This is a genomic window from Methanosarcina sediminis, assembly GCF_052056915.1.
In the GTDB taxonomy this organism is placed as follows: Archaea; Halobacteriota; Methanosarcinia; order Methanosarcinales; family Methanosarcinaceae; genus MTP4.
The window spans coordinates 431376-456437 of the sequence record NZ_CP195119.1; the positions used below are offsets into that span (position 1 = coordinate 431376).

The 25062-nt window shown below is 45.9% G+C and carries 21 protein-coding genes; 12 read left to right on the forward strand and 9 right to left on the reverse strand.

Features of this window, described 5'->3' with window-relative positions; all coding sequences use genetic code 11:
• Positions 1 to 227 precede the first annotated feature (227 nt).
• The 5 genes from ACSAZK_RS01815 to ACSAZK_RS01835 all read right to left on the reverse strand — a co-directional run bounded on the left by ACSAZK_RS01815 (position 228) and on the right by ACSAZK_RS01835 (position 5851).
• Positions 228 to 839, reverse strand: coding sequence for a hypothetical protein (locus ACSAZK_RS01815; RefSeq protein WP_440955726.1), 612 nt, complete (start codon positions 837 to 839; stop codon positions 228 to 230).
• Between the two features lie 634 nt (positions 840 to 1473).
• Positions 1474 to 2772 (reverse strand): TIGR00341 family protein, encoded by a 1299-nt coding sequence (locus ACSAZK_RS01820; protein WP_440955727.1) that lies wholly within the window; start codon positions 2770 to 2772, stop codon positions 1474 to 1476.
• 405 nt (positions 2773 to 3177) lie between these two features.
• The gene (locus ACSAZK_RS01825; RefSeq protein ID WP_440955728.1) at positions 3178 to 4476 is read right to left on the reverse strand and encodes a TIGR00341 family protein; all 1299 of its coding nucleotides are present in this window, start codon (positions 4474 to 4476) and stop codon (positions 3178 to 3180) included.
• 96 nt (positions 4477 to 4572) lie between these two features.
• The gene (gene proB / locus ACSAZK_RS01830) at positions 4573 to 5364 is read right to left on the reverse strand and encodes a glutamate 5-kinase (protein WP_440955729.1); all 792 of its coding nucleotides are present in this window, start codon (positions 5362 to 5364) and stop codon (positions 4573 to 4575) included.
• Between the two features lie 25 nt (positions 5365 to 5389).
• The gene (locus ACSAZK_RS01835; RefSeq protein WP_440955730.1) at positions 5390 to 5851 is read right to left on the reverse strand and encodes a prolyl-tRNA synthetase associated domain-containing protein; all 462 of its coding nucleotides are present in this window, start codon (positions 5849 to 5851) and stop codon (positions 5390 to 5392) included.
• Positions 5852 to 5920: 69 nt separating this feature from the next.
• Here ACSAZK_RS01835 and ACSAZK_RS01840 point away from each other — a divergent pair, with 69 nt between their 5' ends.
• Positions 5921 to 6673 carry a LysR substrate-binding domain-containing protein gene (locus tag ACSAZK_RS01840; protein WP_440955731.1) on the forward strand — a complete coding sequence of 251 codons (753 nt, stop codon included), beginning with the start codon at positions 5921 to 5923 and terminating at the stop codon, positions 6671 to 6673.
• 403 nt (positions 6674 to 7076) lie between these two features.
• A complete protein-coding gene (locus ACSAZK_RS01845) occupies positions 7077 to 7673 on the forward strand; it encodes a methyltransferase family protein (RefSeq protein WP_440955732.1) in 597 nt (198 codons plus the stop codon).
• Between the two features lie 222 nt (positions 7674 to 7895).
• Here ACSAZK_RS01845 and ACSAZK_RS01850 read toward each other — a convergent pair whose 3' ends face one another.
• Complete coding sequence (locus tag ACSAZK_RS01850) at positions 7896 to 8027, reverse strand: hypothetical protein (RefSeq protein ID WP_440955733.1); 132 nt, start codon at positions 8025 to 8027, stop codon at positions 7896 to 7898.
• A gap of 347 nt (positions 8028 to 8374) precedes the next feature.
• Here ACSAZK_RS01850 and ACSAZK_RS01855 point away from each other — a divergent pair, with 347 nt between their 5' ends.
• From ACSAZK_RS01855 to ACSAZK_RS01900, 10 genes are all read left to right on the forward strand, one after another.
• Complete coding sequence (locus ACSAZK_RS01855) at positions 8375 to 9325, forward strand: right-handed parallel beta-helix repeat-containing protein (RefSeq protein WP_440955734.1); 951 nt, start codon at positions 8375 to 8377, stop codon at positions 9323 to 9325.
• A gap of 201 nt (positions 9326 to 9526) precedes the next feature.
• Positions 9527 to 10297, forward strand: coding sequence for a right-handed parallel beta-helix repeat-containing protein (locus ACSAZK_RS01860; protein WP_440955735.1), 771 nt, complete (start codon positions 9527 to 9529; stop codon positions 10295 to 10297).
• A 30-nt stretch (positions 10298 to 10327) separates the two neighbouring features.
• Positions 10328 to 11539: a right-handed parallel beta-helix repeat-containing protein gene (locus ACSAZK_RS01865; protein WP_440955736.1), complete on the forward strand. Its 1212-nt coding sequence runs from the start codon at positions 10328 to 10330 to the stop codon at positions 11537 to 11539.
• A 30-nt stretch (positions 11540 to 11569) separates the two neighbouring features.
• Positions 11570 to 14761: a NosD domain-containing protein gene (locus ACSAZK_RS01870; RefSeq protein ID WP_440955737.1), complete on the forward strand. Its 3192-nt coding sequence runs from the start codon at positions 11570 to 11572 to the stop codon at positions 14759 to 14761.
• Between the two features lie 759 nt (positions 14762 to 15520).
• A complete protein-coding gene (locus ACSAZK_RS01875; RefSeq protein ID WP_440955738.1) occupies positions 15521 to 15715 on the forward strand; it encodes an HVO_A0114 family putative DNA-binding protein in 195 nt (64 codons plus the stop codon).
• Between the two features lie 223 nt (positions 15716 to 15938).
• Entirely contained in the window at positions 15939 to 16538 is a 600-nt protein-coding gene (locus ACSAZK_RS01880; RefSeq protein ID WP_440955739.1) for a hypothetical protein, read from the forward strand.
• Between the two features lie 63 nt (positions 16539 to 16601).
• Positions 16602 to 19184: a BACON domain-containing protein gene (locus ACSAZK_RS01885; RefSeq protein ID WP_440955740.1), complete on the forward strand. Its 2583-nt coding sequence runs from the start codon at positions 16602 to 16604 to the stop codon at positions 19182 to 19184.
• The gene (locus ACSAZK_RS01890; protein WP_440955741.1) at positions 19181 to 19438 is read left to right on the forward strand and encodes a BACON domain-containing protein; all 258 of its coding nucleotides are present in this window, start codon (positions 19181 to 19183) and stop codon (positions 19436 to 19438) included. The genes ACSAZK_RS01885 and ACSAZK_RS01890 overlap by 4 nt, the downstream gene beginning before the upstream one ends.
• A gap of 250 nt (positions 19439 to 19688) precedes the next feature.
• Entirely contained in the window at positions 19689 to 20543 is an 855-nt protein-coding gene (locus ACSAZK_RS01895; RefSeq protein WP_440955742.1) for a fumarate hydratase, read from the forward strand.
• Entirely contained in the window at positions 20543 to 21172 is a 630-nt protein-coding gene (locus ACSAZK_RS01900; RefSeq protein ID WP_440955743.1) for a FumA C-terminus/TtdB family hydratase beta subunit, read from the forward strand. Before ACSAZK_RS01895 ends, ACSAZK_RS01900 begins: the two co-directional genes overlap by 1 nt.
• A gap of 149 nt (positions 21173 to 21321) precedes the next feature.
• On the opposite strand, the gene ACSAZK_RS01905 is transcribed toward ACSAZK_RS01900, so the two are convergent.
• The 3 genes from ACSAZK_RS01905 to ACSAZK_RS01915 form a co-directional block, all read right to left on the reverse strand.
• Complete coding sequence (locus tag ACSAZK_RS01905) at positions 21322 to 22923, reverse strand: MFS transporter (protein ID WP_440955744.1); 1602 nt, start codon at positions 22921 to 22923, stop codon at positions 21322 to 21324.
• Between the two features lie 218 nt (positions 22924 to 23141).
• The gene (locus ACSAZK_RS01910; protein ID WP_440955745.1) at positions 23142 to 23522 is read right to left on the reverse strand and encodes a hypothetical protein; all 381 of its coding nucleotides are present in this window, start codon (positions 23520 to 23522) and stop codon (positions 23142 to 23144) included.
• A 134-nt stretch (positions 23523 to 23656) separates the two neighbouring features.
• On the reverse strand, positions 23657 to 24205 hold the full coding sequence (locus ACSAZK_RS01915) for an HdeD family acid-resistance protein (RefSeq protein WP_440955746.1): 549 nt from the start codon (positions 24203 to 24205) through the stop codon (positions 23657 to 23659).
• Positions 24206 to 25062 lie beyond the last annotated feature (857 nt).

Below are 25062 nucleotides of genomic sequence, written 5' to 3' on the forward strand. Positions count from 1 at the left end.
AGAATATTATATAACCTGATCCAGGGTTTTTTTTCAATACCTTTGCAAAATAAAGGTCGATATGTAGCTGCCAGGGTGCCGGAATTTTTTTACGTCTTCAAAAGAAACCTTCCCTGGCTATTTTTTTATGCCGGCAAATCAGGTCGCCTTATTTCGGAAAATGAGACCCCTGCTCCCTGAAATGTGGGCGCAGGAAAAGATTTGAAATTATTTTTTCGCTGTTCAGGTTATTCGCTTCTCACAAATAAGGTCGTTAACAGGAGCATGATAACAGCGCCGAAAAGTTCAATGCCCGGCAGGGAAGGTATTTCGGATTTGGCATGGACATCCCTTATCGAGCTTAAAGTGACCATGTGCCACTCGGCTTTGTTCCCGTCAACGAAGTCGGCATTCGAATCAACGATTTCCCCGGGCATTTCCAGGTAATAATGGATTTTTATGACGGAATCCATGGCTTCGCTCATCCCGAAGGGGTCTTCGGCGCCATTCCGGTAATCTGAGGCAGAATCCCCGATAGGGTCCCTATATATAAGGTACTCTCCACTTTTTTCCGTGTATGCTTTTTCAGGAGGAAGACCCTTTATGGTTATTTTTACGTCGTCTCCGTCCCATACTTCTTCATATTCTCCACCCTGCGAAATTACGTTCTCCCTCAGGGTTTCTCCTCCTTCGGAAGCCTCCGAGTTCAGTATCGAATATACGTAGGAGTTCGTGTCTATAATCATGTGGTATTGAACGATTTCCCCTTCCTTATTTACCTTCGAATCTACTGACAGGGTAATGCAGCCGCTAACGAGAATCATAAGGACAAGAGACAGGCCCAGTACTATTTTTTTCATCACATCACCTTCCTTTCCGGAGCTAACACTATCTTTATTTATATCGTGTAAGAGCTGCTACTATATATTTCCCCGTATTTTTCATTTGGCAGAAATTCGATTTTTATAATTTTTTGTGGTGAGGTGATGTGAGCAATCCGGTGATTGACTACTTTGGGCTGCCTGAAAATTAAAATCTGGAAAAAAAGATGGTTCTAACAGCCAGTTACATTCAGTGTTCAGCCAGTTACATGCAGTGGCAGGTCAGTTACAGGCATATGCTCCTTTTTTGCACCTTCTACCCCTACCCGATCTTTCCACAGGCAGGGGCAAAAACAGAACTCAGGTGCTTTCAACAAATCCAGGAGGCGTATCTGGGGATTTGTGTCTGTACCGGGTAGAGCATATATCTGTACGACCAATTAGTATTTAATACTTTTGTTAACTTTTGTATTACTTAATGTCATTTATTTTTATATTACTCGTATTGCAGCCATTAGCGATTTTCGACTTTTTCCGGATTGCCAGTACTCATTTCGGGAAAATTCCATTCATAGAAGGTATTTTCCCGGCACGGGACACCTCCATGAAGCAAGTGGTTTCCGTAAATGTATCCCTGAGCCCCGACATTCCCGGGGCCGGCTGCATCTCTAGCTTATCTGGCGGTCTGTTGAGCAATGGCGAAGCCGATAGTGACTTCAACGTCTTTTCCAGTTGCTTTTTTCAATCGGTCGTCAGCTATTCTGGCAATATCCGGAGGAATTTCATCCCCGGCTTGATACCCCACGAAAAAACCCACTACTACCGGGTTATCAAATAGGAAGTCTGCGGGTTCATAGTCAATTTCTATTCTGTCGCTAATTATAAGCCCTGCTTCTGCATATTCGGGCTCCTCGAACATGTCCCTCAGCTCCTGTTCAACCTGCTGTTCAACCAGAGCGGTCTGGAAGGAAGTGTAAGTGACAAGAGCGAGAACTATGGAGAGGACTGCAATTGCAAGGGCGAGGATTGCAGCACGCGAGATCACCGAGGCACGGGCACGTCCAACAGCCTTTTCCTCAGCAGGGCGAAAGCCTGAAAGCCAGAACAGGATGAGGGCAGATGCGTTGATCGCAAGCAGGTTTACGAGCACCAGTACGCCCGCTGCTGTCGCCACGCCGTAGAGTCCCCAGGCGATTCCGAGCCCCGATGTTGCTGCAGGGGGGACAAGGGCTACGGCAATTGCCACCCCCACAAGGGTAGACCCGGAGCCTCGCATAATGCTTATTGCGCCTGCAAGTCCTGAGCCCAGAGCCAGGAAAAGGGACAGGAAGTTAGGGCTTATGCGTTCGGCAACCTGGCCTATTTCACGGATATCGAGTTGTGGCGGCAAAAGCAACGTCCCCTGAACGATTCCACCTATCACGGCAGCAACCAGGATTGCAAGCAGGAGCCCTCCTACCTGTAGCTTTATTCCACGGGAAACAAGTTCCCGATCATTGATGACCGTCCCTACGCTTGCGGAGATTGCCGGGCCCATGAGCGGGGCTACGACCATTGCTCCTATGATTGTTGCAGCAGAGTCAAGCAACAGCCCCCCCGTAGCGATAATAGTGCTTAGAACAAGAAAAGCAGTAAAAGTGGAAGTTGCGGGTGCGAGATCCTCCGCACGTGCGATGAGTTCTTCCCGGGAAATGCGAAGTCCGGAATAACGTTTCTTCAATGCTTCGATACGTTGGGAAACAACAGTCTCGGGTGATATGACTATTGTGTACGTATTCTCGCCGATTCCCGCTTCACGCAGCCTGGCCATCACCGGCTCGACGCCGATAGGGGGTATAGGAAACTGGACCAGGGCTTCGAAATCCCCTCTCCCCGTTTCATCCCACACCGCATAGTCGATCTTTTCGTCGTCAAGCACGGCCAGTACTGGCTCTCGCTTCCCTACCGGAATGAGTACCTGTACAAGACGCATATTATAATTTATGTTACTATAATATATATATTTATTTTTATTTAATCCAGTTTGAAATTAAATAGGAAGTTGTTTATGTAAAAAGGCAAACTTATCTAAATATATCAAGAATTAAAGAAGAAATCCTTTGCCGCTGCAAAAACCACGGCAGAAGTATGGTAACATCTATGAAAGCCTCCGCGGAAAAAACCGAACCAGAATGCAAAAGAGGAGCATTTTGGGATACGACGCTCAGCACTCAGGATTGGGAACCAACAGTAAAAATTAGTAAAAGGTTATGGCAGGGTTTCATGGAAGATTTTTTTTCATAGAAGTTATTTTTCCAGCCTGGAAAGCTCACGAAGCGGGAAACTACCGTAAGGCAGGCCGGATTCCGGGTATTCCGGGGTTGGCTGTCCCTGCAGCTTAATCGGTGATCTGCTGAGCCACGATAAAGCCAACAGTGATCTTAACGTCTTTGCCAGTAGCCTCTTTCAGTCGGTCATCCGCCACCCTTCCAATATCCGGAGGAATTTCTTCCCCGGCTTGATACCCCACTAAAAAAGTCACCTCTATAGGTCCACCTAACAGGAAGTCTGTGGGCCCATAATTGACTTCTACGCTTTCCCCCAGTATAAACTCTGCTTCTGCATACTCGGGTTCCTTGAACATTTCCTCCAGTTCCTGGTTAACCTCCTGTTCAACAAGAGCTGCCTGGAAGGAGGTGTAAGTGACAAGAGCGAGAACTATGGAGAGGAAGGCGATTGAAATGGCGAGGACTGCTGCGCGTGAGATCACCGCAGCGCGGGCACGTCCAACAGCCTTTTTCTCAGCAGGGCGAAAGCCTGAAAGCCAGAACAGGAGGAGGGCAGATACGTTGATAGCAAGAAGGTTTACGAGCACCAGCACGGCAGCTTCTATCGCCACTTCGTAGAGTCCCCAGGCAAGCCCGAGCCCTGATGTTGCGGCCGGGGGGACAAGGGCCACAGCAATTGCCACCCCCACAAGGGTAGATCCGGAGCCCCGCATAATGCTTATGCCGCCGGCAAGCCCCGAGCCCAGCGCAAGGAAGAGGGACAGGAAGTTCGGGCTGCTACGCTCGGCAATCTGGCCCACTTCGCGGATATCGAGTGCCGGCGGCAAAAGCAACGTCCCCTTCACGATTCCACCTATCACGGCAGCAACCGCTATTGCCAGCAGGAGCCCGACCACCTGCAGCCTTACCCCGCGGGCAGCGAGTTCCCGCTCATCGACGACTGTCCCAACGCTTGCGGAGATTGCCGGGCCCATGAGCGGGGCTACGACCATTGCTCCTATGATTGTTGCAGCAGAGTCAAGCAGTAGCCCTGCCGTGGCAATAACAGTGCTCAGGACAAGAAAAGCAATAAAAGTAGAAGTTGCGGGTGCGAGATCCTCCGCACGTGCGATAAGTTCTTCCCGGGAAATGCGAAGTCCGGAATAACGTTCCTTCAACGCTTTGATACGTGAGGAAACAACCGTCTCGGGTGACAGGACGATCGTGTATGTATTCTCGCTGATTCCCGCTTCACGCAGCCTGACCATCACCGGTTCGACGCCGATCGGAGGTATTGGAAACTGGACCAGGGCCTCGAACTCTCCTCTCCCCGTTTCATCCCACACCGCATAATCGATCTTTTCGTCTTCAAGCACAGCCAGTACCGGCTCTCGCTTTCCTTTCGGAATGAGTACCTGTACAATACGCATAATATAATTGTGGCATTTTAATATATATTATATATATTATCAATTTTGGAATATAATAAAAAACTAAATAATATTATCAGCCAAATGCTCCGTATATTATCGTTTACCGACAAAAAGCGTACCAACGCTGTCCCCTTTGATGATTTCATACAGAGCGGACGGATTTTTGCCGTTCGTAATGATAGTATCAATACCCTGCGCAGTTGCTAGCTTTGCCGCTTGCAGTTTAGTTTTCATACCGCCTGTACCGCGCCGAGAACCAGCGCCTCCGGCTAATGATTGCACGCCCTCGTCTATGGCGTTGATACACTCTATCCGTTTTGCGTTGGGATGGAGGCGAGGATCGCTGTCATAAAAGCCGTCAATGTCGGACAGAATGACGAGTTTTTGCGCTCTGCACAATACTGCGACAACCGCAGAAAGCATATCGTTATCGCCAAACAGTCTATCATTCGATTCGATTTCGGTATAGCTAACCGAGTCGTTTTCATTCACAACCGGGGTAATGCCCATTTCGAGCAAGGCGTCAAAGGTGTTTGTCAGATTTTCCTTCTTTTCCTCAATTTCCATATCCTCGGCGTTCAACAAAATCTGTGCGATAGTCTTGTCGTAGTCATTGAAAAATTTGTCGTATAAGTGCATAATGCTGCATTGTCCTACCGCAGCAGCAGCCTGCTTCAAACGCATACTCGTTGGGCGTGTTTTCATTTGCAGCTTATTCGTACCCACAGCAATCGCGCCGGATGAAACTAAAATGACTTCATGGCCCATGTTCTGAATATCGGACAGTACACAGGCAATCCGGTCAAAGGAACGCAGATCGCTTTTCCCCATATAATTTGTCAGGGTAGAAGTCCCTACTTTGACAACAATTCTGTTTTGATACAAACTCAAATTATTCACCTTTCTTTCGCTACACGTGAATAATCCTGGGAGAATGTTCTGTAAACGTCAGAAAATCATGGAAGATTTGTGATGTTTTGATTTTCATAAACCCGGTAATCGTGCCGTCGCTGCACCCATACCATTCTTCCGCAAGAACATCCTTATCGAAAACAATCTGTACCCCATTGTCCTTATCCAATAAGGCGCTGAAAACAGTCGTCGCACCTATCTTTGTTCCCAGCATCTTTTCCATAAAGTCCGCAGGAGCAAAAGAAACGCAGGAAACACCCAAGGCATTACTGAACTCCTTTGCGCTAAAAGGCTTGTCTGCTGTGGTAACAAAGAGGAAAAACTCTGTCTGCTTTCTGTTGCACAGAAACAGCGTCTTGACCATTTTCATATCTAGTGCTTTATTAATCTGAACGCAATCGTCCATCGTAATTGCCTCGTCGGTATCGACGCGCTCAAACGGGATATGCAGGTCTTGCAATACTCTATATGTTTTTTCCTGGAGCTCCGTCTTAAACCTGGACGGCGCTGTTGTATAAATATCACTTACGTGTCGCTTCTTAAACGTGGATGCGCCGGTGTACGCCTGACTTCCGACGGATTAAAGCTATTGCCGTTTGCTCAAAATGTATGTAACGAATATCAGAAATTACAGGCGCAGGTGGACGAACTGAACAGCTTGCAATCGGGGCTAATTCGGATTGGTACATTTTCAAGCGTAGCGACCCATTGGCTTCCGAATATAATCAAAGAGTTTCAAAAGGACTACCCCAATATTGATTATGAGCTTCTGTTGGGCGACTATACGGAAATTGAAAGCTGGATTTCCGAGGGGCGCGTGGATTGCGGCTTCCTCCGGCTTCCTGCACACCCGGAGTTTGAAACGATATTTTTGGAGCAGGATAAGCTGCTTGTTGTTTTGCCGGAAGATCATCCGATGGCCGACTGTGAATGCTTTTCTGTAAAGGCGCTATGTGATTACCCTTTCATGCTTTTAGAAAAAGGCGCTAAGGCTGAAATATCGGAAATATTTGAAAAATGTAATATTGAACCAAAAGTACATTTTACGACATGGGATGATTATGCCATCATGTCAATGGTCGAAAGTGGATTGGGGATTAGTATTTTGCCAGAGCTTATTTTGCAGCGTATCCCATACCGAATTGTAATAAAGGAACTGGACATTCCGGCGTACCGTAAGATTGGTCTTGCAATGAGAGATAAAAAATCTGCATCGCTTGCAGTTAAGCGATTTTTAGACTATCTGCAATATAGGAACAACTCTAAGAAAGAAAAGGTGTAACAACTACTTCTCGCCATTTTCAAGTTTCCACTATTTTACTTTATAATGAGCCCTGATAGAGCTTCCTCCTGACTGCGTGTTTGAAATCACCGAGCTTGGAAGCGCAGCCGAACTGGAGCAGGCTTTGCTCGTCAATGACTAACATTCTCCGACGCCTTGTAGGATAACGGAGTTTCAGAGATAAAAGCGGTATCTGTTTTCGTCTTTTGATTTGTGTTGTTTATTTTATGCCGTTTGCTTTATATTGCGGGAACTTCTAATATTTATCGGGGATCTATAAAATGAGATTTTTAGATATTGGTGTGGGAACATTTGGAAAATTGATTATCACCAGAAGGTTTGACAGCCCCATCACGTCATAAACGCTTATGCGAATTATCCAAAAAAATCGGGAGTGTTGGAATTGGTTTCATCCACAGTTGTCCTTGCTTTTTGTCTGGTGGCATTTGCAGTTATTCACAGCCTTACGGCAAGCCTGCCTTGCAAACGCTTCGTCGTGCGAATCGTGGGTTCCAGGGCAGAACCTTTGTATATGCCGGTGTACAGCCTGATCGCATTTATAACAATAGCCCCGCTCGTCTATCTGCTCATAAAAAATCCGGGGCCGTTTCTCTACATAGTACCTTCACCATGGCGCTGGCTGATGGTCGGGGGACAGTTGACTGCTGCAATCGTTGCCCCCAGAGCTATGCGGGATGCACCCCACAGGTTCAAACTGCGCTCACAGCTTGCTGCCCCGAAGACTCCCGAAGCCGGTCCCCTGGATATCCGGGGTATTTACCGTTGGGTAAGAGACCCCTTCCTGCTCACGGGGCTGATCATTATCTGGCTTACTCCCTTCATGACCGTTAACCTGCTCGTCATATACATTTTGACCACCATATACCTGTTCCTGGGGTCCCTGCACTGGGAAAGCAGGCTTGTCTCCCAGTTTGGCGACGAATACCGGGAGTACCAGAAAAGGGTACACAGGATAATCCCTCATCAAGGGGGATATTAATAGAAAGCCTATTCCAGATACGTTTCGTCCCAGCAATAAACTAAACCTGAGTGAAATTAGCAGGTTGATGACAAGTTTATGATAAAATCCGGCGGTTCTTTTTTCTATAATGGAAAATACCGTAAGCCAAAGGCGAAATCCCCACAAACCGCGGGATCAACTTTCATAGCCTTACACTCACGTTTTTCTTTGCTTGCCCAAAAAAAGTCATTTATATAACTCTCAAAAAGCAGTTTTTCCTGTGCCTACTCCACAAACCTTAGTACTTCCATCTTTTCTCCTCGTGAAAGCCAGGCCCTGATAATGCCGAACGACAGCGAGAGGGACCTCAACCCTGCCTCTGGTAAACCTCATATTTCGGAATCCCTTCCATAAGCATCCGGAACCTTTAATTTTTCATAACTACGCAGACTAATCATAATAAAATAATTCATTTTTATAAAAACTTATAAATATTTATTTAAACTGCTGATACAAAATTCGTTATATTTAATATGTATATATTCATTAATCATATTTGAAAGAATAATTTTTCAATATATATTCATAGGGGGGTAAATATTATGGGAAGTAAAGAAGGTATTGGGATTTATTTTTTAGTTACTTTACTTTTAATAAGCATGGGAACTGCTTCAGCGGCAGATATCACTGTGAACACCAATGCAGGATAGGGAGTAGATTATACCTCCATCCAGGCTGCTGTGGATGCTGCAAAGGACGGGGACACTATCATTGTGTACAGCGGCACCTATGAAGAGAACGTAGATGTGAACAAGGAACTGACAATAATCTCGCAGTCAGGAAATCCGGAAGATACGGTCGTTCAGGCCCTAGATGAATATACCTATGCTTTCAATGTAACTGCGAATAATGTAACAATAAGTGGTTTCAGGTTAGTCGGGTATGATGATGATGATGGAATAATTCTCTATGGAGTTCAGCATAACAACATTAGTAACAATGAATTCTCTGGATGCAAAATCGATTTGAGTTCTTCCGAAAACAACACGGTGAGCAATAACAGTGTATCAACGAACGTGGAGGCCCACCTGTATAATTCAAACAACAACCTTTTAATCAATAACATATTCTCCGGCTTTGAGACTGGTTTCAGTATGATTGATTCCGACAACAACATACTGAAAGGGAACAGTATAGGTGGATGTGATCAGGGCTTAATAATTACCGGTTCCAGCAATAACACTTTTGACAATAATTCGATACACGGGTATTGGGAAGGAATCTATATTTATCCTCCCAGCAACAATAACACGTTGGTCAATAACTATATAAGCGCCTATGAAGGCTCAATAGCTATTTACTCTTCATACAACAACCTCATCTATAACAACTATTTTGATACCTCAGCCATCTTCAACGCCGGTGATGATGGAAACAACAGCTGGAATATCACTAAGACCCCAAGTACTGGAAACAACAGCTGGAATATTACGAAAACAGCAGGCACAAACATTGTCGGAGGGCCGTTCCTCGGAGGGAACTACTGGTCGAATTATGCCGGTACTGATACCGACGGAGATGGCCTGGGAGATACCCTGCTTCCGTATTGGGGAGATTATCTACCCCTGGTAAAACCAGCCGAGCCCCCTGAACCTGCAGCAACATATACCGTAAACAACGGTGCCGGGTAGGGAGCAGATTTTACTTCAATTCAGGCCGCCGTGGATGCTGCAAAGGACGGGGACACTATCATTGTGTACAGCGGCACCTATGAAGAGAACGTAGATGTGAACAAGGAACTGACAATAATCTCGCAGTCAGGAAATCCGGAGGATACAATTGTTAAGGCGGCCGTTTCAGATGATCACGTCTTCAATGTGATCGGAAAAAATGTGACGATAAGTGGCTTTTCTGTGACCGGTGCCACCAAAAATAGACATGCTGGAATATGTCTTAATGGAGTTGAGGGGTCCATTATTACTAACAATATTGTATCGGATAATGATTTCGGCATCTGTCTGCACTCCAACAACAACATGCTGACTGGCAACACTGTATCGGATAATGCTTTCGGCATCTATGTGGGGTCTTCCAACAACAACACGCTGACAAACAATACCGCATCGAATAACTATAACGGCATCTTTGTGTGGTACTCCAGCGACAACATGCTAACAGATAATACCGCATCGAATTACAATTACGGCATCAGTCTGGAGTACTCCAGCGACAACACGCTGACAGATAACACCGCATCGAACAACGAGTACGGCATCTATGTGGGGTCCTCCAGCGACAACACGCTGACCAGCAACTTGGTAAGCCAGAATGAAGAGTTTGGCATTTATCTCAATAGATCAATGGATAACCTCATCTACGACAACTACTTCAACAACACGAACAACGTTTATGATGATGGAAACAACATCTGGAATATAACGAAAACTCCAGGCACAAACATTTTTGGAGGACCTTTCCTCGGCGGGAGCTACTGGTCGGACTATGCCGGGGCCGATACCGACGGAGACGGCCTTGGAGACACTTTGATTCCGTATAATTCCGAAGGGAAAATAGCCAACGGAGGAGATTATCTGCCCCTGGTAAAACCAGCCGAGCCCCCTGCACCTGCAGCAATATATACCGTAAACAACGGTGCCGGGTAGGGAGCAGATTTTACTTCAATTCAGGCTGCCGTGGATGCTGCAAAGGACGGGGACACCATCATTGTGTACAGCGGCACCTATACGGAAAATATAGATGTAAACAAGGAACTGACAATAATTTCGCAGTCAGGAAAGCCGGAGGATACGGTTGTAAAGGCCCCCGGTGGGTACGGAAAGATCTTCAATATAACTGCAAATAATGTGACAATAAATGGCTTTAAGGTAGAAGACGGTGATCAGGGAATAATCCTTGATGGCGTTCAGTATAACAACATTAGTAATAACAAAATATCTTGCATGCATGGAATTGTGCTAGGTTCTTCCAGCAACAACACATTGCACAATAATAATTGCGGCTATTTAAATAGCATCCATCTTAATTATTCAAACTACAATCTCTTGAGCAATAACAGTTTTTCGGCTATGGAATTTTGCTTTTTCATGGAACACTCCAATAACAATATACTGATAGGGAACAGTATTGGTGGGGAACATCCCTTTTTGCTTGAATATTCCTGTAACAACAAAATGAGCAATAATTCAATAGGTGGGTTTGACGGGGCCAGTTTGTTTTATTCCAGCAACAACACAATGAGCAATAATTCTATAAGTGGAGGTGACGCAGGGATCTCAGTGTCATTTTCAAACAACACCACGATGAGTAATAACTATGTCTCCGGTGATTGGGGAATCTGGATGCGTTCTTCAAGTTATTGTATGATGAGCAATAATATAGTCAGTACCCGCGGAGGTGATGGTTTCGTTCTGGGTAACTCCAACAACAACATATTGAAAGATAACACTGTAATCGAGGAGTGGGTGTCCGGTGATAGATCTCACAGCTTCTATCTGGGATCATCCAACAACAACATACTGACTGGCAACATAGCAAGACGAACAAAACTCGACGAAGGTTGGGGGAATATCCACCTCAATAATTCAAACAGCAACCTCATCTACAATAACTATTTCAACAGCACCAATAACGTTTATGATGACGGATACAACATCTGGAACATAACGAAAACACCAGGCACAAACATTATCGGAGGGCCTTTCCTCGGGGGGAACTACTGGTCGGATTATGCAGGTGCCGATACCGATGGAGACGGCCTGGGAGATACCCTGCTTCCATATAATTCCGATGGGCAAATAGCCAGTGGAGGAGATTATCTGCCCCTGGTAAAACCAGCCGAGCCCCCTGCAGCAGAATGTATCACAGTGAACAACGGTGCCGGGTAGGGAGCAGATTTTACTTCAATTCAGGCTGCCGTGGATGCTGCAAAGGATGGGGACACTATCATTGTGTACAGCGGCACCTATACGGAAAATATAGATGTAAACAAGGAACTGACAATAATCTCAGAATCAGGAAATCCGGAGGATACTGTTGTAAAGGCCCCCGGTGGGTACGGAAAGATCTTCAATATAACTGCAAATAATGTGACAATAAATGGCTTTAAGGTAGAAGGCGGTGATCAGGGAATAATCCTTGATTGCGTTCAGTATAACAACATTAGTAATAACAAAATATCTTGCATGCATGGAATTGTGCTAGGCTCTTCCAGCTACAACACATTGCACAATAATAATTGCGGCTATTTAAATAGCATCGATATTTCTTATTCAAATAACAACCTCTTGAGCAATAACAGTTTTTTGGCGATGGAATTTTGCTTTTTTATGCGTCATTCCAACAACAATATACTGATAGGGAACAGTATTCATGGTGAACATCCCTTTTTGCTTGAATATTCCTGCAACAACAAAATGTACAATAATTCAATAACTGGATTTGACGGGACCAGTTTGTTATATTCAAGCAACAACACAATGAACAATAATTCAATGGGTGGAGGTGACGTAGGGATCATGGTGTCACATTCAAACAACACCATGATGAACAATAACTATGTCTCCAGTGCTCAGGGAATCATTATTGGTTCTTCCAGTTATTGCATAATGAGCAATAATACAGTCAGTGCCCAAGGCCTTAATGGTTTCAGTCTGAGTAACTCCAACAACAACATATTGAAAGACAACATTGTGGTCGAAGATGAGCATTACTCTGCATGCTGCAGCTTCTATCTGGGATCATCCAACAATAACATATTGACTGGAAACATAGCAAGACAAACAATACTCGACGAAGGTTGTTGGAATATTAACCTCATTAATTCAAGCAGCAACCTCATCTACAACAATTATTTTAACAGCACCAAAAACGTATACGACAACGGAAACAACATCTGGAATATCACGAAAACAGAAGGCATAAACATTGTCGGAGGGCCTTTCCTCGGGGGGAACTACTGGTCGGATTATGCAGGTGCCGATACCGATGGAGACGGCCTGGGAGATACCCTGCTTCCATATAATTCCGATGGGCAAATAGCCAGTGGAGGAGATTATCTGCCCCTGGTAAAACCAGCCGAGCTCCCTGAACCTGCAGCAATATATACCGTAAACAACGGTACCGGACCGACAGCAGATTTTACTTCAATTCAGGCTGCCGTGGATGCTGCAAAGGACGGGGACACTATCCTTGTTTACAGCGGCATCTATATGGAAAATATAGATGTGAACAAGGAACTGACAATAACCTCCCAATCGGGAAATCCTGAGGATACGGTCGTCCAGACATTCAAAATAACTGCAAATAACGTGACAATAAATGGCTTTGTGGTAAAAGGTTATTCTGGAATACGCCTTGATGGCGCTCAGTATAACAACATTAGTAACAATGAATTCTATCGAATCTCTCTGAGATCTTCCAGCAACAACACGGTGAGAAATAACAGTTGCGAGGGGGCATCAGATTGCTTCTATATTACTTATTCAAACAACAACTTGATAATCAATAACAGTTTTTTGGCTATGGAACTTGGCATTTATATGCTTCATTCCAACAACAACATACTGATAGGGAACAGTATAGGTGCAGGAGATCACGGTTTAGTGCTTTATTATTCTCACAACAACACGGTGAGCAATACTACAGTAGGTGCCTGCTGGGAACCTATAGGTCTGAGGTTTTCCAGTAATAACATAGTAAGCAATAACTACATGTCCGTCGCTGATACTGCAATTTTTCTGCATGATTCCTGCAACAATAACACAGTGAGCAATAACTATGTAAGGTCTGCTTCTGTCGCAATCAATCTGTGGTCTTCCAGCAACAACAACACAGTGAGCAATAACTATGTAGGTCATGCTTCTCCCGCAGTCAATCTGAGATCTTCTAGCAACAACAGAGTGAACAATAATACAGTAAATACCGGCTCTACTGCTTTCAATCTGAAAGATTCCAACAACAACGTTCTGAAAGACAACATTGCAAACAATGCTGATTTCGGAACCAAGTCCAGCTTCTGTCTGGAATCCTCCAATTACAATATACTGACCGGCAATGTAGCAGGAAAGAAAAAAATCCAAGAAGGTAAGGAAAATATCTACCTCAATAATTCAAACAGCAACCTCATCTACAACAACTACTTCAACAGCACCAATAACGTTTATGATGACGGGAACAACATCTGGAATATCACGAAAACACCGGGCACAAACATAATCGGAGGGTCTTTCTTCGGTGGGAACTACTGGTCGGATTATGCCGGTTCCGACACCGATGGAGACGGTCTTGGAGATACTTTGCTTCCGTATAATTCCGAAGGGCAAATAGCCAACGGAGGAGATTATCTACCCCTGGTAACACCATCAGGAACCACTCCGTCGATCCCGGCAACAGTCGGGTCAGAAGGGACTGATACCAGCCGGGTGAATTATGAGACTTCTGCCTCCAGATCCGGCTCCAGACTCGTAACCAGACCCGGACACGCGCCTGATTCAACTGTCCTTTCATTTGACCCTGAGACTGCTTTCGTAATCGAAGGGGAGGGGACCGAAATTCGGGTTGTGGCAGACGAATTCCCCGAAGGACTTGCAGGCTACAACCTGACCTTCAGCATTGAAGACCCGGAAATTGCGGAAATAACGGAAATCGAGTTCCCGGTGTGGGCAAACCTGACCGCCAGTTCCGGCCTTCCCGCAGCTTCGGTTTACATGACTGCTTTTGACGGGGACGAAATGATCCAGGCAGGAGCTGAAAGCGTTATTCTTGGGAACCTGACAGTTTCCGGAAAAGCTTTTGGGAAAACAAATCTCACAATCACGGTGGAGGACCTGGATGACGATTCCGGAAACCCGGTAGAAGCTACCGTCCTTGAAGGCAGCATCGAAGTCAAAATGGCCCTTACTCCGGACTACGGTAATTCCCCGGAGAACCCGGATACAGTTGAGGGCTACAAAGACTTTACCGGAAATGAAGAAATCTCCTCCAGGGACCTTGAAATGTCCTACAACATAAAATGGATCAAAGAAAACATGCTTGAGGAGTTTTTCGATTTCAACGGAGACGGGAAGATCGATTTCAAAGATATCGTAGCCCTTTTCAAAACTGGCTAATAGGCTCTGGATCTGAAAAAAAGGAATTTGAATCAAGTTAAGGGAGAAAAAGAGCCTGAAAACTCTTTTTCCGCCTTCACTTCTTTGGTTTTCAGGATCCTTTTCAGAGCAGGTATAATACCCGGTTGAAAATTTAGATTAGGGGCTCAAAAAGGATGCTTAAAATTTCCAGACCTCATACTTTTTTATCAGCATTGGTTTTACCACCTTTTTTAAAGGCATATAGCTACCTGGTATTTTTTGTGCGAACTTGCGTATGTATAACGCAAAATTTGAATTATGAAAAAATAATTTTTACTTCATTTTTTAAAGTTGTCATATGCAATTATGGTCACTCCACTACTATCTTTAGTCCTCCAAATATACTTTATGGAAAAGCCGGTCGTCAAAGATGACCGGTGAGAGTGCCGGTACCTTGAAAGCAAATTGAAAAAAGGTTTTTGGGAATAACAACAAGGTAATTACATCTGATTACAGCTGCCCTGTCTGAGTTAAATTTATATAAACCCACCAATTTTTTTTCATTATTCCATTTTTACGCCCAGACCGCTATTTTGAAAGGGGCCAAAAGTGGAAAATCGATTGGATTGAAGGAATATGAGGGTCGGTTTTTGTAGAACTTCGAAAGTCAAGTTGCTGCCTGGAATCATAAAAATCTATAATTTTTCTTTTAGTCGCGATGAAACCACAACAGTACGAGATCCGTTTCGCTGCGTTCAAGCGGACTTAAAGCCATAACAGCAGTTTTTACCGTGATCCGTGGTTATTTTCCCAGGTGAAAGCGAAACTGAGGCAGGAAAAGTCGGGGAACAGAAACCAAAAATAATCACCCGAACTCCCGAAGATATCGCAAAAATCCTGACAAGCAAGCGTATCCGCCTGCTTCGGGTAATTCGGGAAAAGAAACCGGAATCTTATTTTGAATATTTGGAATTATATCTGGCTTCGCTATGAGAATATAAAAGACAATAACGGAACATATTGATATTTTCTTCATATTCCTTTTGCTAATCAGCTACTTTTTTCCTGACCTATTTTTCTGCTACCCTAAAAAATGGATATTATTATATTAAATGATATAAAAATAGATCACGTTTATTCGAAGAATTAAAGGATTTTTAATTTTTTTTTGAAATTCAAGGAATAAGACTCCAATATTTTGATAGAGGTAAGGGCTATGGGGGAGAAAGAAAATTCAAATGCAGAAACCAGGATACGGGAGAACATTGAGGAGCTGTGTGAAAATAATTATGAGTTGATTAAAGAGGAAATTGTCTCTGCCGTAATGAAAGGGGTCGAAGAAGGGGTCGAAGAAGGAGTTAGAAACGGGATACTTGGCGGGCTGAATGAATGTTTTGAGATGGGACTCCCGAACATCAGGGCCATTCATGTAAAAAATATGGGCGAAGTAGTGGAAGAAGTGGCTTTTGATACAACAAAAAATCAGGTGAAGGACCGTGTAAAAAGGGAGACATGCCCTATTCTGGAACACAGGGGAGACATGCTCTGCGACATGATACTGGATGAAATAAAAGAGGAAAGGGAAGGGTTTTCCGAAGCGGAACTGGACGTAATACGAGCCCTGAATGTTGAGAAAGTTTGTAAGGACAAAGCAAACGAAATCAAGCAGGATATCAGGAAAAAACTTCCGCAAAACTTCGTAGCGCTTGCTTTATTCGACGGGATGCTGGAGGCAATAGCCGAATGTATGACTGAAGACGTTGAAAGTTGCAGCGAAAAAATCCAGGAAACTGCCCGACAAAAAAGCTCCATTTAAAAAAGGGCCATTCAAAAAGGGAAGTTTAAGCAGGAGGTCAATCTGAGATAGCGAGGGGAGATTATGGGGAGGGATCAAGACCACGAAGAAATCAAAGAACCTGTTGAGAACCTGGCAAAGGAAATAACGCAAAAGTATAGTCAGGAGCTTACAAGAGAAGCAATCAAAAAAGCCTTAAAAAATAAAACCAGGAATCTGACTGAAAAAGAAATAAAAAATCTGGAAAAAGAGCTTAAGAACCTGACAGAAGAAGGGAAAGTCACCTATTTTAAAGAAGCATCCGATGAAATAACAAAAGACATTCTTGAAGGCAACATAACTGGTGAGAAAGCAATCGAACAGATGAGTGGAGTACTTGAAAACTCTCTCAGGGTAAAACCTTCTTTTCTGTACAGGGCAGTACTTTCTTTAAAAAATGTACCCCTGCCTCTAAAAATCGCAATATACATAATGGTCCCTATTCTAGCTGCCACGGCTCTTTTTATCATGCCCTCACTATCGATATCCGAAGGTGACATGAGCTACAACCTTGCCGAAGGGGAATCCGGCTCAGGCCAATTCCAGGTATACAATGCCGGAGCCGGAGTTCTGTTATGGACGGCAAGCTCGGATCAGCCATGGATTACCCTGAGCCCGAAAAGAGGAGCAAATACGGGCAATGTCATCATTTTGGTTGATGCAGAAGATATGGAAAAGGGAACGTATGAAGGAACTATTACCATAGAGTCGCTTGCAGGAACAGAAGAGTGCCAGGTTGAGCTTGTGGTGGAAAACGGGTATCTGGAGATGCTTGTATATCCACATTCATTTGAATTCCATCTGGCAGAGGGAGAAGTGGATACCAGGCAATTACAGATCTCAAAAGAAGGGAGTGGTACCCTGGAATGGGATGTAAGTTCAGGACCCGAATGCCCATGGGCATCCCTTAACCGGGAAAGCGGCACAAATTCCGACACGTTAACCCTTACAGCCAGTACAGAAGAACTGGAAGCGGGGACATATGAAGGAACCCTTACAATAGAATCGAATGCAGGAACAGAACAGTGTCCGATGAGACTTGTGGTGGAAAGTCAGCCACCGGTCCTGGCCGTAGACCCGCTTTCCATTGATTTCGAATTGAGAGAGGGAGAATCGGATGAGGAAGATCTTGAGATATCAAATGACGGAGAGGGAATCCTCGAGTGGGAAGTGCGTGCCGATAAACCATGGATAACCCTGGACCCGGGGAGTGGGACAAATTCGACCACTGTGACTGTCACGGTGAATACGGAGGAACTGAACCCGGGGGAAGAATACGAAGGAACAATCACAATAGAGTCGAACGGCGGGGAAGAAGAAAGCACAGTATACCTGAATGTGCTGCAGCGTATTGAAGAAGAGCCGATATTGGCTGTTGATCCGGATCCTCTGTACTTAAATTTCGAGTTGATTGAAGAGGTATCGGACTCTGAGGAATTCTACATATCGAATGAAGGAGAGGGAATCCTTGAATGGGAAGTGAGTGCAGATGAGCCCTGGATAACCCTGGAACCGGAAAGTGGGACAAATTCTGGAACTGTAACCGTAACAATTGATACGGATGACATGAGCCTGGGGGAAGAGTACGAAGGAAACATTACAATAGAATCGAACGGAGGAGATGAAGAAGGAACAGTAAACCTTGTGCTGCCGGGAGATGAACCGATACTGGCTGTAGATCCAGAACCACTATACTTTAGTTTCGAGCTGGTTGAAGGGGAATCGGACTCCGAGGAATTCTACATATCAAATGACGGAGAGGGGATCCTCGAGTGGGAAGTGCGTACCGACGAAGCATGGATAACCCTGGACCCGGAGAGTGGAACAAATTCGGAAACTGTGACTGTCACAATGGATACTGATAGCCTGAATCCAGGGGAAGAATACGAAGGAAACATTACAATAGAATCGAACGGAGGGTACGAAGAAGGCACAATATACCTTGTGCTGTCTGGAGAAGAACCGATATTAGCTGTTGATCCAGACCCAATATACTTTAATTTCGAGCTTGTTGAAGGGGAATCGGACTCCGAGGAATTCTACATATCGAATGAAGGAGAGGGAATCCTTGAGTGGGAAGTGCATGCCGACGAAGCATGGATAACCCTGGACCCGGAGAGTGGGACAAATTCGGAAACTGTTACTGTTACAGTTGATGCGGGTGACCTGAGTCTAGGGGAAGAACACGAAGGAAATATTACAATAGAATCGAACGGAGGAGAGAAAGAAGGTACAATATATCTTGTACTGCAAGGTGAAGAACCGATATTGGTTGTTGACCCGGACCCACTATACTTCAATTTCGATCTGGTTGAAGGGGAATCGGACTCAAAAGAATTATACATATCGAATGGAGGAGGCGGTGTCCTTGAGTGGAAGGTGCTTGTAGATCCTGATTTGCCTTCATGGATTTCAGTAGAACCGAGAAGCGGTACGAATTCAGAAACCGTTACCGTTACCGTTACAGTTGAGGCTACTAATTTGCTTCCAAATGAGTACAGTACAACCTTCAAGATAGTATCAAATGGAGGAGACGAAAAGGGCACAGTAAACCTGAGTGTTCTGCCCGCTTATAAGAAACCAATGCTGGCCATACGTCCTGAAATACTCCACTTTTTTTTAAATTGACCACCGGGCAACCAGGGTCTGAGCAGTTCCAGATATTAAACGAAGGTGGAGGAAACCTTGAATGGGAAGTAAGTTCCGATCAATGGTGGATAACCCTGAATCCGGAAAGTGGCACAAACTCAGGTACTGTTACCTGTACAGTAGATACGAGTGAGATGGATCTTGGGGAGTATAGAGGAGTCATTACAATAAATTCAAATGTAGGAATTAAAAACGGGAAGGCAACTGTTGTAATAGAAGAAGGGATTCATTAATGTCTTATTGAGGAGTATCATACCTTTTACTCTACCTGATAATCTTCATGAAAACAAGGCTCAGTAACTCCATATCTCGTGAAAAATGTACCAACTTAGAATCAACAAGCAATCTCTTTCAAAATAGAGCACTCTTTTTTAAAGCAAGAAAGACTTAAGGCTAACAAAAACGGTCAAATTTTTAACCCTCACATAAATCCTAAAATTCATGACACAGAAAAAACTGTAAAAAATTCCGTTCTCCCATACAATGGTGGTCTTTTTGTCTTCGAAACCTAGCCGTGAAACTTTTATCCGGTCTCTTGTGGACCTTCTCAGAAAAGCGGAAACCGGACTTTCCGATGATGTTGTAAACGCTATCAGAAAAGCCGAAGCCAGTGAGAAAAGCCCGGTTGCAAAGTCCCAGGTCCAGGCAATCCTGAAAAACATCGAAATTGCCGAAACCCACGGCGTGCCCATCTGCCAGGACACCGGTATCCTGATCTTTTTTGTGGAACTCGGAAGCGAGTTCCATGCAGGTTTTGATCTTGAAGCTGCAATCCGGGAAGCTTCTGCCCTTGCGACCCGAGAAATTCCGCTCCGCCCCAACGCCGTGGACCCCCTGACCCGGAAAAACAGCGGGGACAATACGGGAAACGGGATCCCGGACATCAACTGGAAACTCGTGCCGGGAAAGCAGCTGAAAATCACGGTTGCCCCGAAAGGTGCGGGTTCGGAAAACATGAGCGCTCTTCGGATGCTGAACCCCACTGAGGTGGAAGGCATCAAGAAATTCGTGCTCGAAACAGTAACAAGCGCGGGCGGAATGCCCTGCCCTCCCCTGACTCTAGGGATAGGGATCGGAGGTTCCTTTGACAAATCTGCCAGGCTTGCAAAAGAAGCTCTCCTGGAACCCCTTGACAGTCCCATGAGCGAGTTTGAAAAGGAAATCCTTGGAGCCGTAAACGCCCTTGGAATCGGGTGCATGGGCCTGGGGGGAAGCACAACAGCCCTTGCAGTCCACGTAAAAACCGCCCACTGCCACACGGCTTCCCTTCCCGTGGCTCTGAACATCCAGTGCTGGGCGAACCGGCACGCTTCAATCGTATTCGGGGGGGATGAATAATGGAGTGGCACCTGAAGACCCCTCTTGGCGCGGAAGACGTAAAAAAGCTTGAGGCAGGAGACGTAGTCTATATCTCCGGAGAGATCCTGACAGCCCGGGACGAAGCCCATGCCCGCATCCTGGAATTTGCAGAAAACGGAGAAGACCTTCCTTTCTCCCTTGAAGGAGCGGTAATCTACCACTGCGGCCCCCTCATGCAGCAAACAGGGGAAGGAAAAGACGAAGAGGAAAAAGAAAGAGAAGAAGGGGAGGAAGAAAAGCCGGGGTGGCAAGTAGTCTCAGCAGGCCCCACAACCAGCGGCAGGATGTCAAAAATGACCCCTCCACTCCTGGAAACCCACAACGTGCGGGCAGTCATCGGCAAAGGCGGAATGAAAAACGTTTCCGAAGCCATGAAAGACAAATGTGTCTATCTTGCCTACACCGGAGGCTGTGCAGCCCTTGCCGCAGAGTTGATAAAGGAAGTGAAAACCGTCCACTGGCTTGACCTGGGGATGCCCGAAGCTGTCTGGGTCCTGGGTGTGGAGGAGTTCGGCCCCCTTATCGTGGGGATTGATTCGAAAGGCAGGGACATTTTTACGGAAGTAAGGGAAAAGGCTGAGAAAGTGCTTGCAGAAATGAAAAACTGAGACGTGCTTTCGGGAATTAAAAGCTGGGAAAGTACTCACAGAAATGAAAAACTGAAAAAAATGCATTCGGAACGAAAGCTAAAAAATTGATTGCAGAAATAAAAACCGGATTAAAAAGTTGAGCTCATATCCTGAGCTCAAACCCTGTTTTATTCCTTTTTAGGCACAAGGATTTCAGGCGGCAGGAAGATCGAGACGATTATCCCGAATATTGTGACGATCACCAGCCCCAATAAGGTCGTTCTTATCCCTTGGATGCGGGCGATTTCGTTGATCCTCAGGATTTCTTCGGCAAGGTCGGGGGGGACACCTTCCAGGGCAGCCTGCAGTTCCTCGTCGCTCAAAAATTGCACGTTCTCTTCTACCGCGGATACCAGGTCGGGCTTGAGGTCTTCCGGAATGGCAGTACTGTCTTCGATTAAGGTAATGGCTCCTACTGCCAGGCCTGCGACCAGGAGAGAGCCCATAAGCGCAGTCCCGATTGCCATGCCCAGGTTCTGGGAAGTGCCCATCAGGGCAGCCGTTTCGCTTGTCCTTTCGGGAGTTACCTGGGAAAGCACGAGGTTCATTACCTGGGACGCTATGAGCCCCCCGCCTATCCCTATAAGGGCAAAGCCGGTCATAAGGCCAAGCCCCCTGACCTCCACGTCAATGGTTGCCATGGACAGGAAAAGCCCTGCAAGAAGTATGACCAATCCTGCCTGGATGATGCGTTTCGGAGCAATGAATATGGAGAGCCTAGATGCCGTTAGCGAGGCGATTAAAAGCGGTATGGAAAGGGGCAGGTAGACAAAGCCTGTCTGCATCGCGTTCAAGCCCAGGACGATCTGAAGGAAGAGAGCCATGCTGAACAGGAAACCTCCGAAAAGGAGGGTCTGGACCATCTGGGTAAGGATTCCCGATGTGACCCTGCGATCCCTGAGCACGTCGAGCCTTACGAGCGGCATTCCCCCGCTGCTAATGACATGCCGTTCCCAGGCGGCAAATCCAAGCAGGATAACGGCTCCTGCTGCAATGAATACCGGGGTAGGGGAAAGGCCGAACGGGGAAATTTCAATCCCTGCTATGGTGAAAGTCTGGCGTGCCTCCCACCAGCCGTAGGTCCCTGCCATCAATATGCCAAAAACAATAAGCCCCATCCCCAGTGCGGATAGGATGGACCCAATTATATCCAGCTTCGGTTCTTCTCCGGCTTCGAGAGGTGCGTCCAGGATGGCGCGGCTTAACATCAGGACAATGATCACGATCACCACCTCTCCGGCAAAGGCAAGCCGCCAGGTGTATGCAGTTGTCAGCCAGCCTCCTATGATAGGGCCAAGGGCAATTCCGCCTGCAACGACCCCCCCTATTATCCCGTAGGCAATGGCACGGTCCTCCCCTTTGTAGTTTGAGGTCACAAGGGTCTGGATGGCAGGCATGACAAGGGTTGCCCCGAGCCCTTCAAGGATCGACCAGCCTATAAACAGCACGCCTATTGTCGGGCTGATTGCCGTCAGGAACGAACCCACCCCGTATATAACCAGTCCGAGCCTGAATGCCCGTTTTCTCCCGACGATATCTCCTATCTTTCCCCCTGTGATCATCAGGGACGCCATCACGAGGGCATACAGGGTAATGGCACCCTGGACAGTGGTTACGTTCGTATTGAAGTCATTGATAAGTGCCGAAATTGAGACATTCATGATTGTCGTATCAATAACGAGCACGAACATTGCAAGCGTGAGTGCGACAAGTACGCTCTTTCTCTCCATGTTACAGCCTCCGCTAAGGGGCAATAGGGTGCTATCTCACCGTCCATGAGGCAAAGGCCCCACTAATCCTGCTGACCGGCCGGTTGGATAGCCGTTGACTAACCGTTGGATGATGGCTGACCGACCTGACCTGAAACCCCCCAAAAAATGAAGTTAGAAAAGGGCATCAGAAGCCTTTTGCAGCCCTTTCAATCCGTTCCGCTTCAATCCGTTCCGCTTCAATCCGTTCCGAATGCACTCCTTACCCCGGGCAGCATGAGGTAGACAAGGAGGAGACCGTTCAAGATGACTGAAACGTTGATATCATACCACGTACCTCCGGTGACAAGCACCACAAAATCGATACATAGGTTGAAGACAACGATGACAGCCAGGAACAGCCAGGCCTGCGGGTTCACATTCCAGAGCATCCCGGTAAGCCACGCCCATACGTAGGTCAGCAGCCCGTAGAGCAGCGCATACCAGAGGTTGAAAATGCGGACGTCAAGCGGTCCAAGGAAGGGTAAAAATCCCAGGAACCGGAGCGTTATGAGTCCATTGACCACTGCAAGAAGGGCAGCCCCAATGGCAAGAATAGTAACACCGATAGGTCTTTCCATGTTCAAAACTCCTTATTTGTATTTTTTTATTCGTAAAATCTCCTGATTCACTTCTCCTTATTCGTAAAATCTCCTGATTCACTTCTCCTTATTCGCAAAATCTCCCGATTCGCATCTTCTTTACAGCTCCCCTTTCAGGCCCGCATCTTGAATCCTATGATAAGTGCCCCGATTCCCCCGGCAACAAGGAAGAGCCCGTATAACCACGGCAAAGCCAGGGTTCCTGCCACGGGGTTGCTAAGCAGGAGTATCCCGAGGATAAGAGTCAGGATACCGAGGATTCCCACTCCCCAACCTCCTCCTTTAAGGCCCCAGGCAACTTTGATGGCCCCGCTTATGACAGCCCATACTCCGAGAATTATGACGAATAGTGTAAGAACGATAAAGGGGCTGAAAATAGGGTACATCAGGACCAGGGCTCCGGCAATAATGCTCAGGACGCCCGATAGTAGCTTCCAGAACCAATTTTCCCTGTTAAGCAGCAATCCTACGATCGAAATAACTCCACCCAAAAGCCAGAAGATAGCCAGGATCCTCAGGAGTACGATGGTGGTAATTCCCGGCTGGTACAGGAGGAATATACCTACAATAATGGCGACAATCCCTTCCAGGATGACTAACCACCACGGTGCCTCCAGGGCTTCATACCCGGTACCGTAGCCTGCAGTAGTTGTTTCTTCCATCTATGTTCACTCCAGAATTCCGTTCACTGCCTCAACGTCGATACCGTCCGCTGCCCGGTGCAAGTACAGGTGGATAAGAAGCCCTGATCTACCCCTATACACGAGACCCCTCTCCGAAATAATTGCACAATGCAGGCAGGCCGGAGTCTAAGAGAGTACGTTGTCCTTCTCCACTCCCGGAGACGGACACACCCTTCTGCCAGGCAATGCAGCAGTGAGAAAATCACTAAGGTAATACAACCCGGTCCCGCTAATCCCCCGATTTTGGGACAAACCTTTTGCAGTAGGCGATTATTTGCAAAAGGTGATAGGCTGGAAAGATATCATTTCTACCGTTACAGGCACCTGGCATGACGCAGGCGGCAATGAAATACTTCAATGAAATTCTTCAAACATGTATTACTACGTCATATCTACAGGTTTTTGTTCAAACGCCTGCTTAAATACCTGTTTAACACACTTTTCCACATCCGACCGGATTTGGATTTGTGTTATACATAAATATATATAAATCATTATATATAAACTGGTTCATTTTTAAATAATGAAAAAAATTCTTCTTTTAGCCCGAAACATAATCCTGCATTACTTATCCCCACAAACCTTTTTGAACTGCTTTTCAGGCACCTGCGTTCTCATCGGCCTCAGAGCACAGCGATGCACCCGGCTTTTCCAGAGAATGGCAACTGGAAATTAAATTCAAACACAGTACAATTTTGAATTTAAAGACCAACTCTGAAAAAGCACCGTGATGTATAAAAAAAGAATATTCCGATAACTATAATCTGCATCAAAATGACTGAGAGTATATTTCAACGGCTATAGAGGGGAGCACGAGATACAAAAACCTGGAAAAA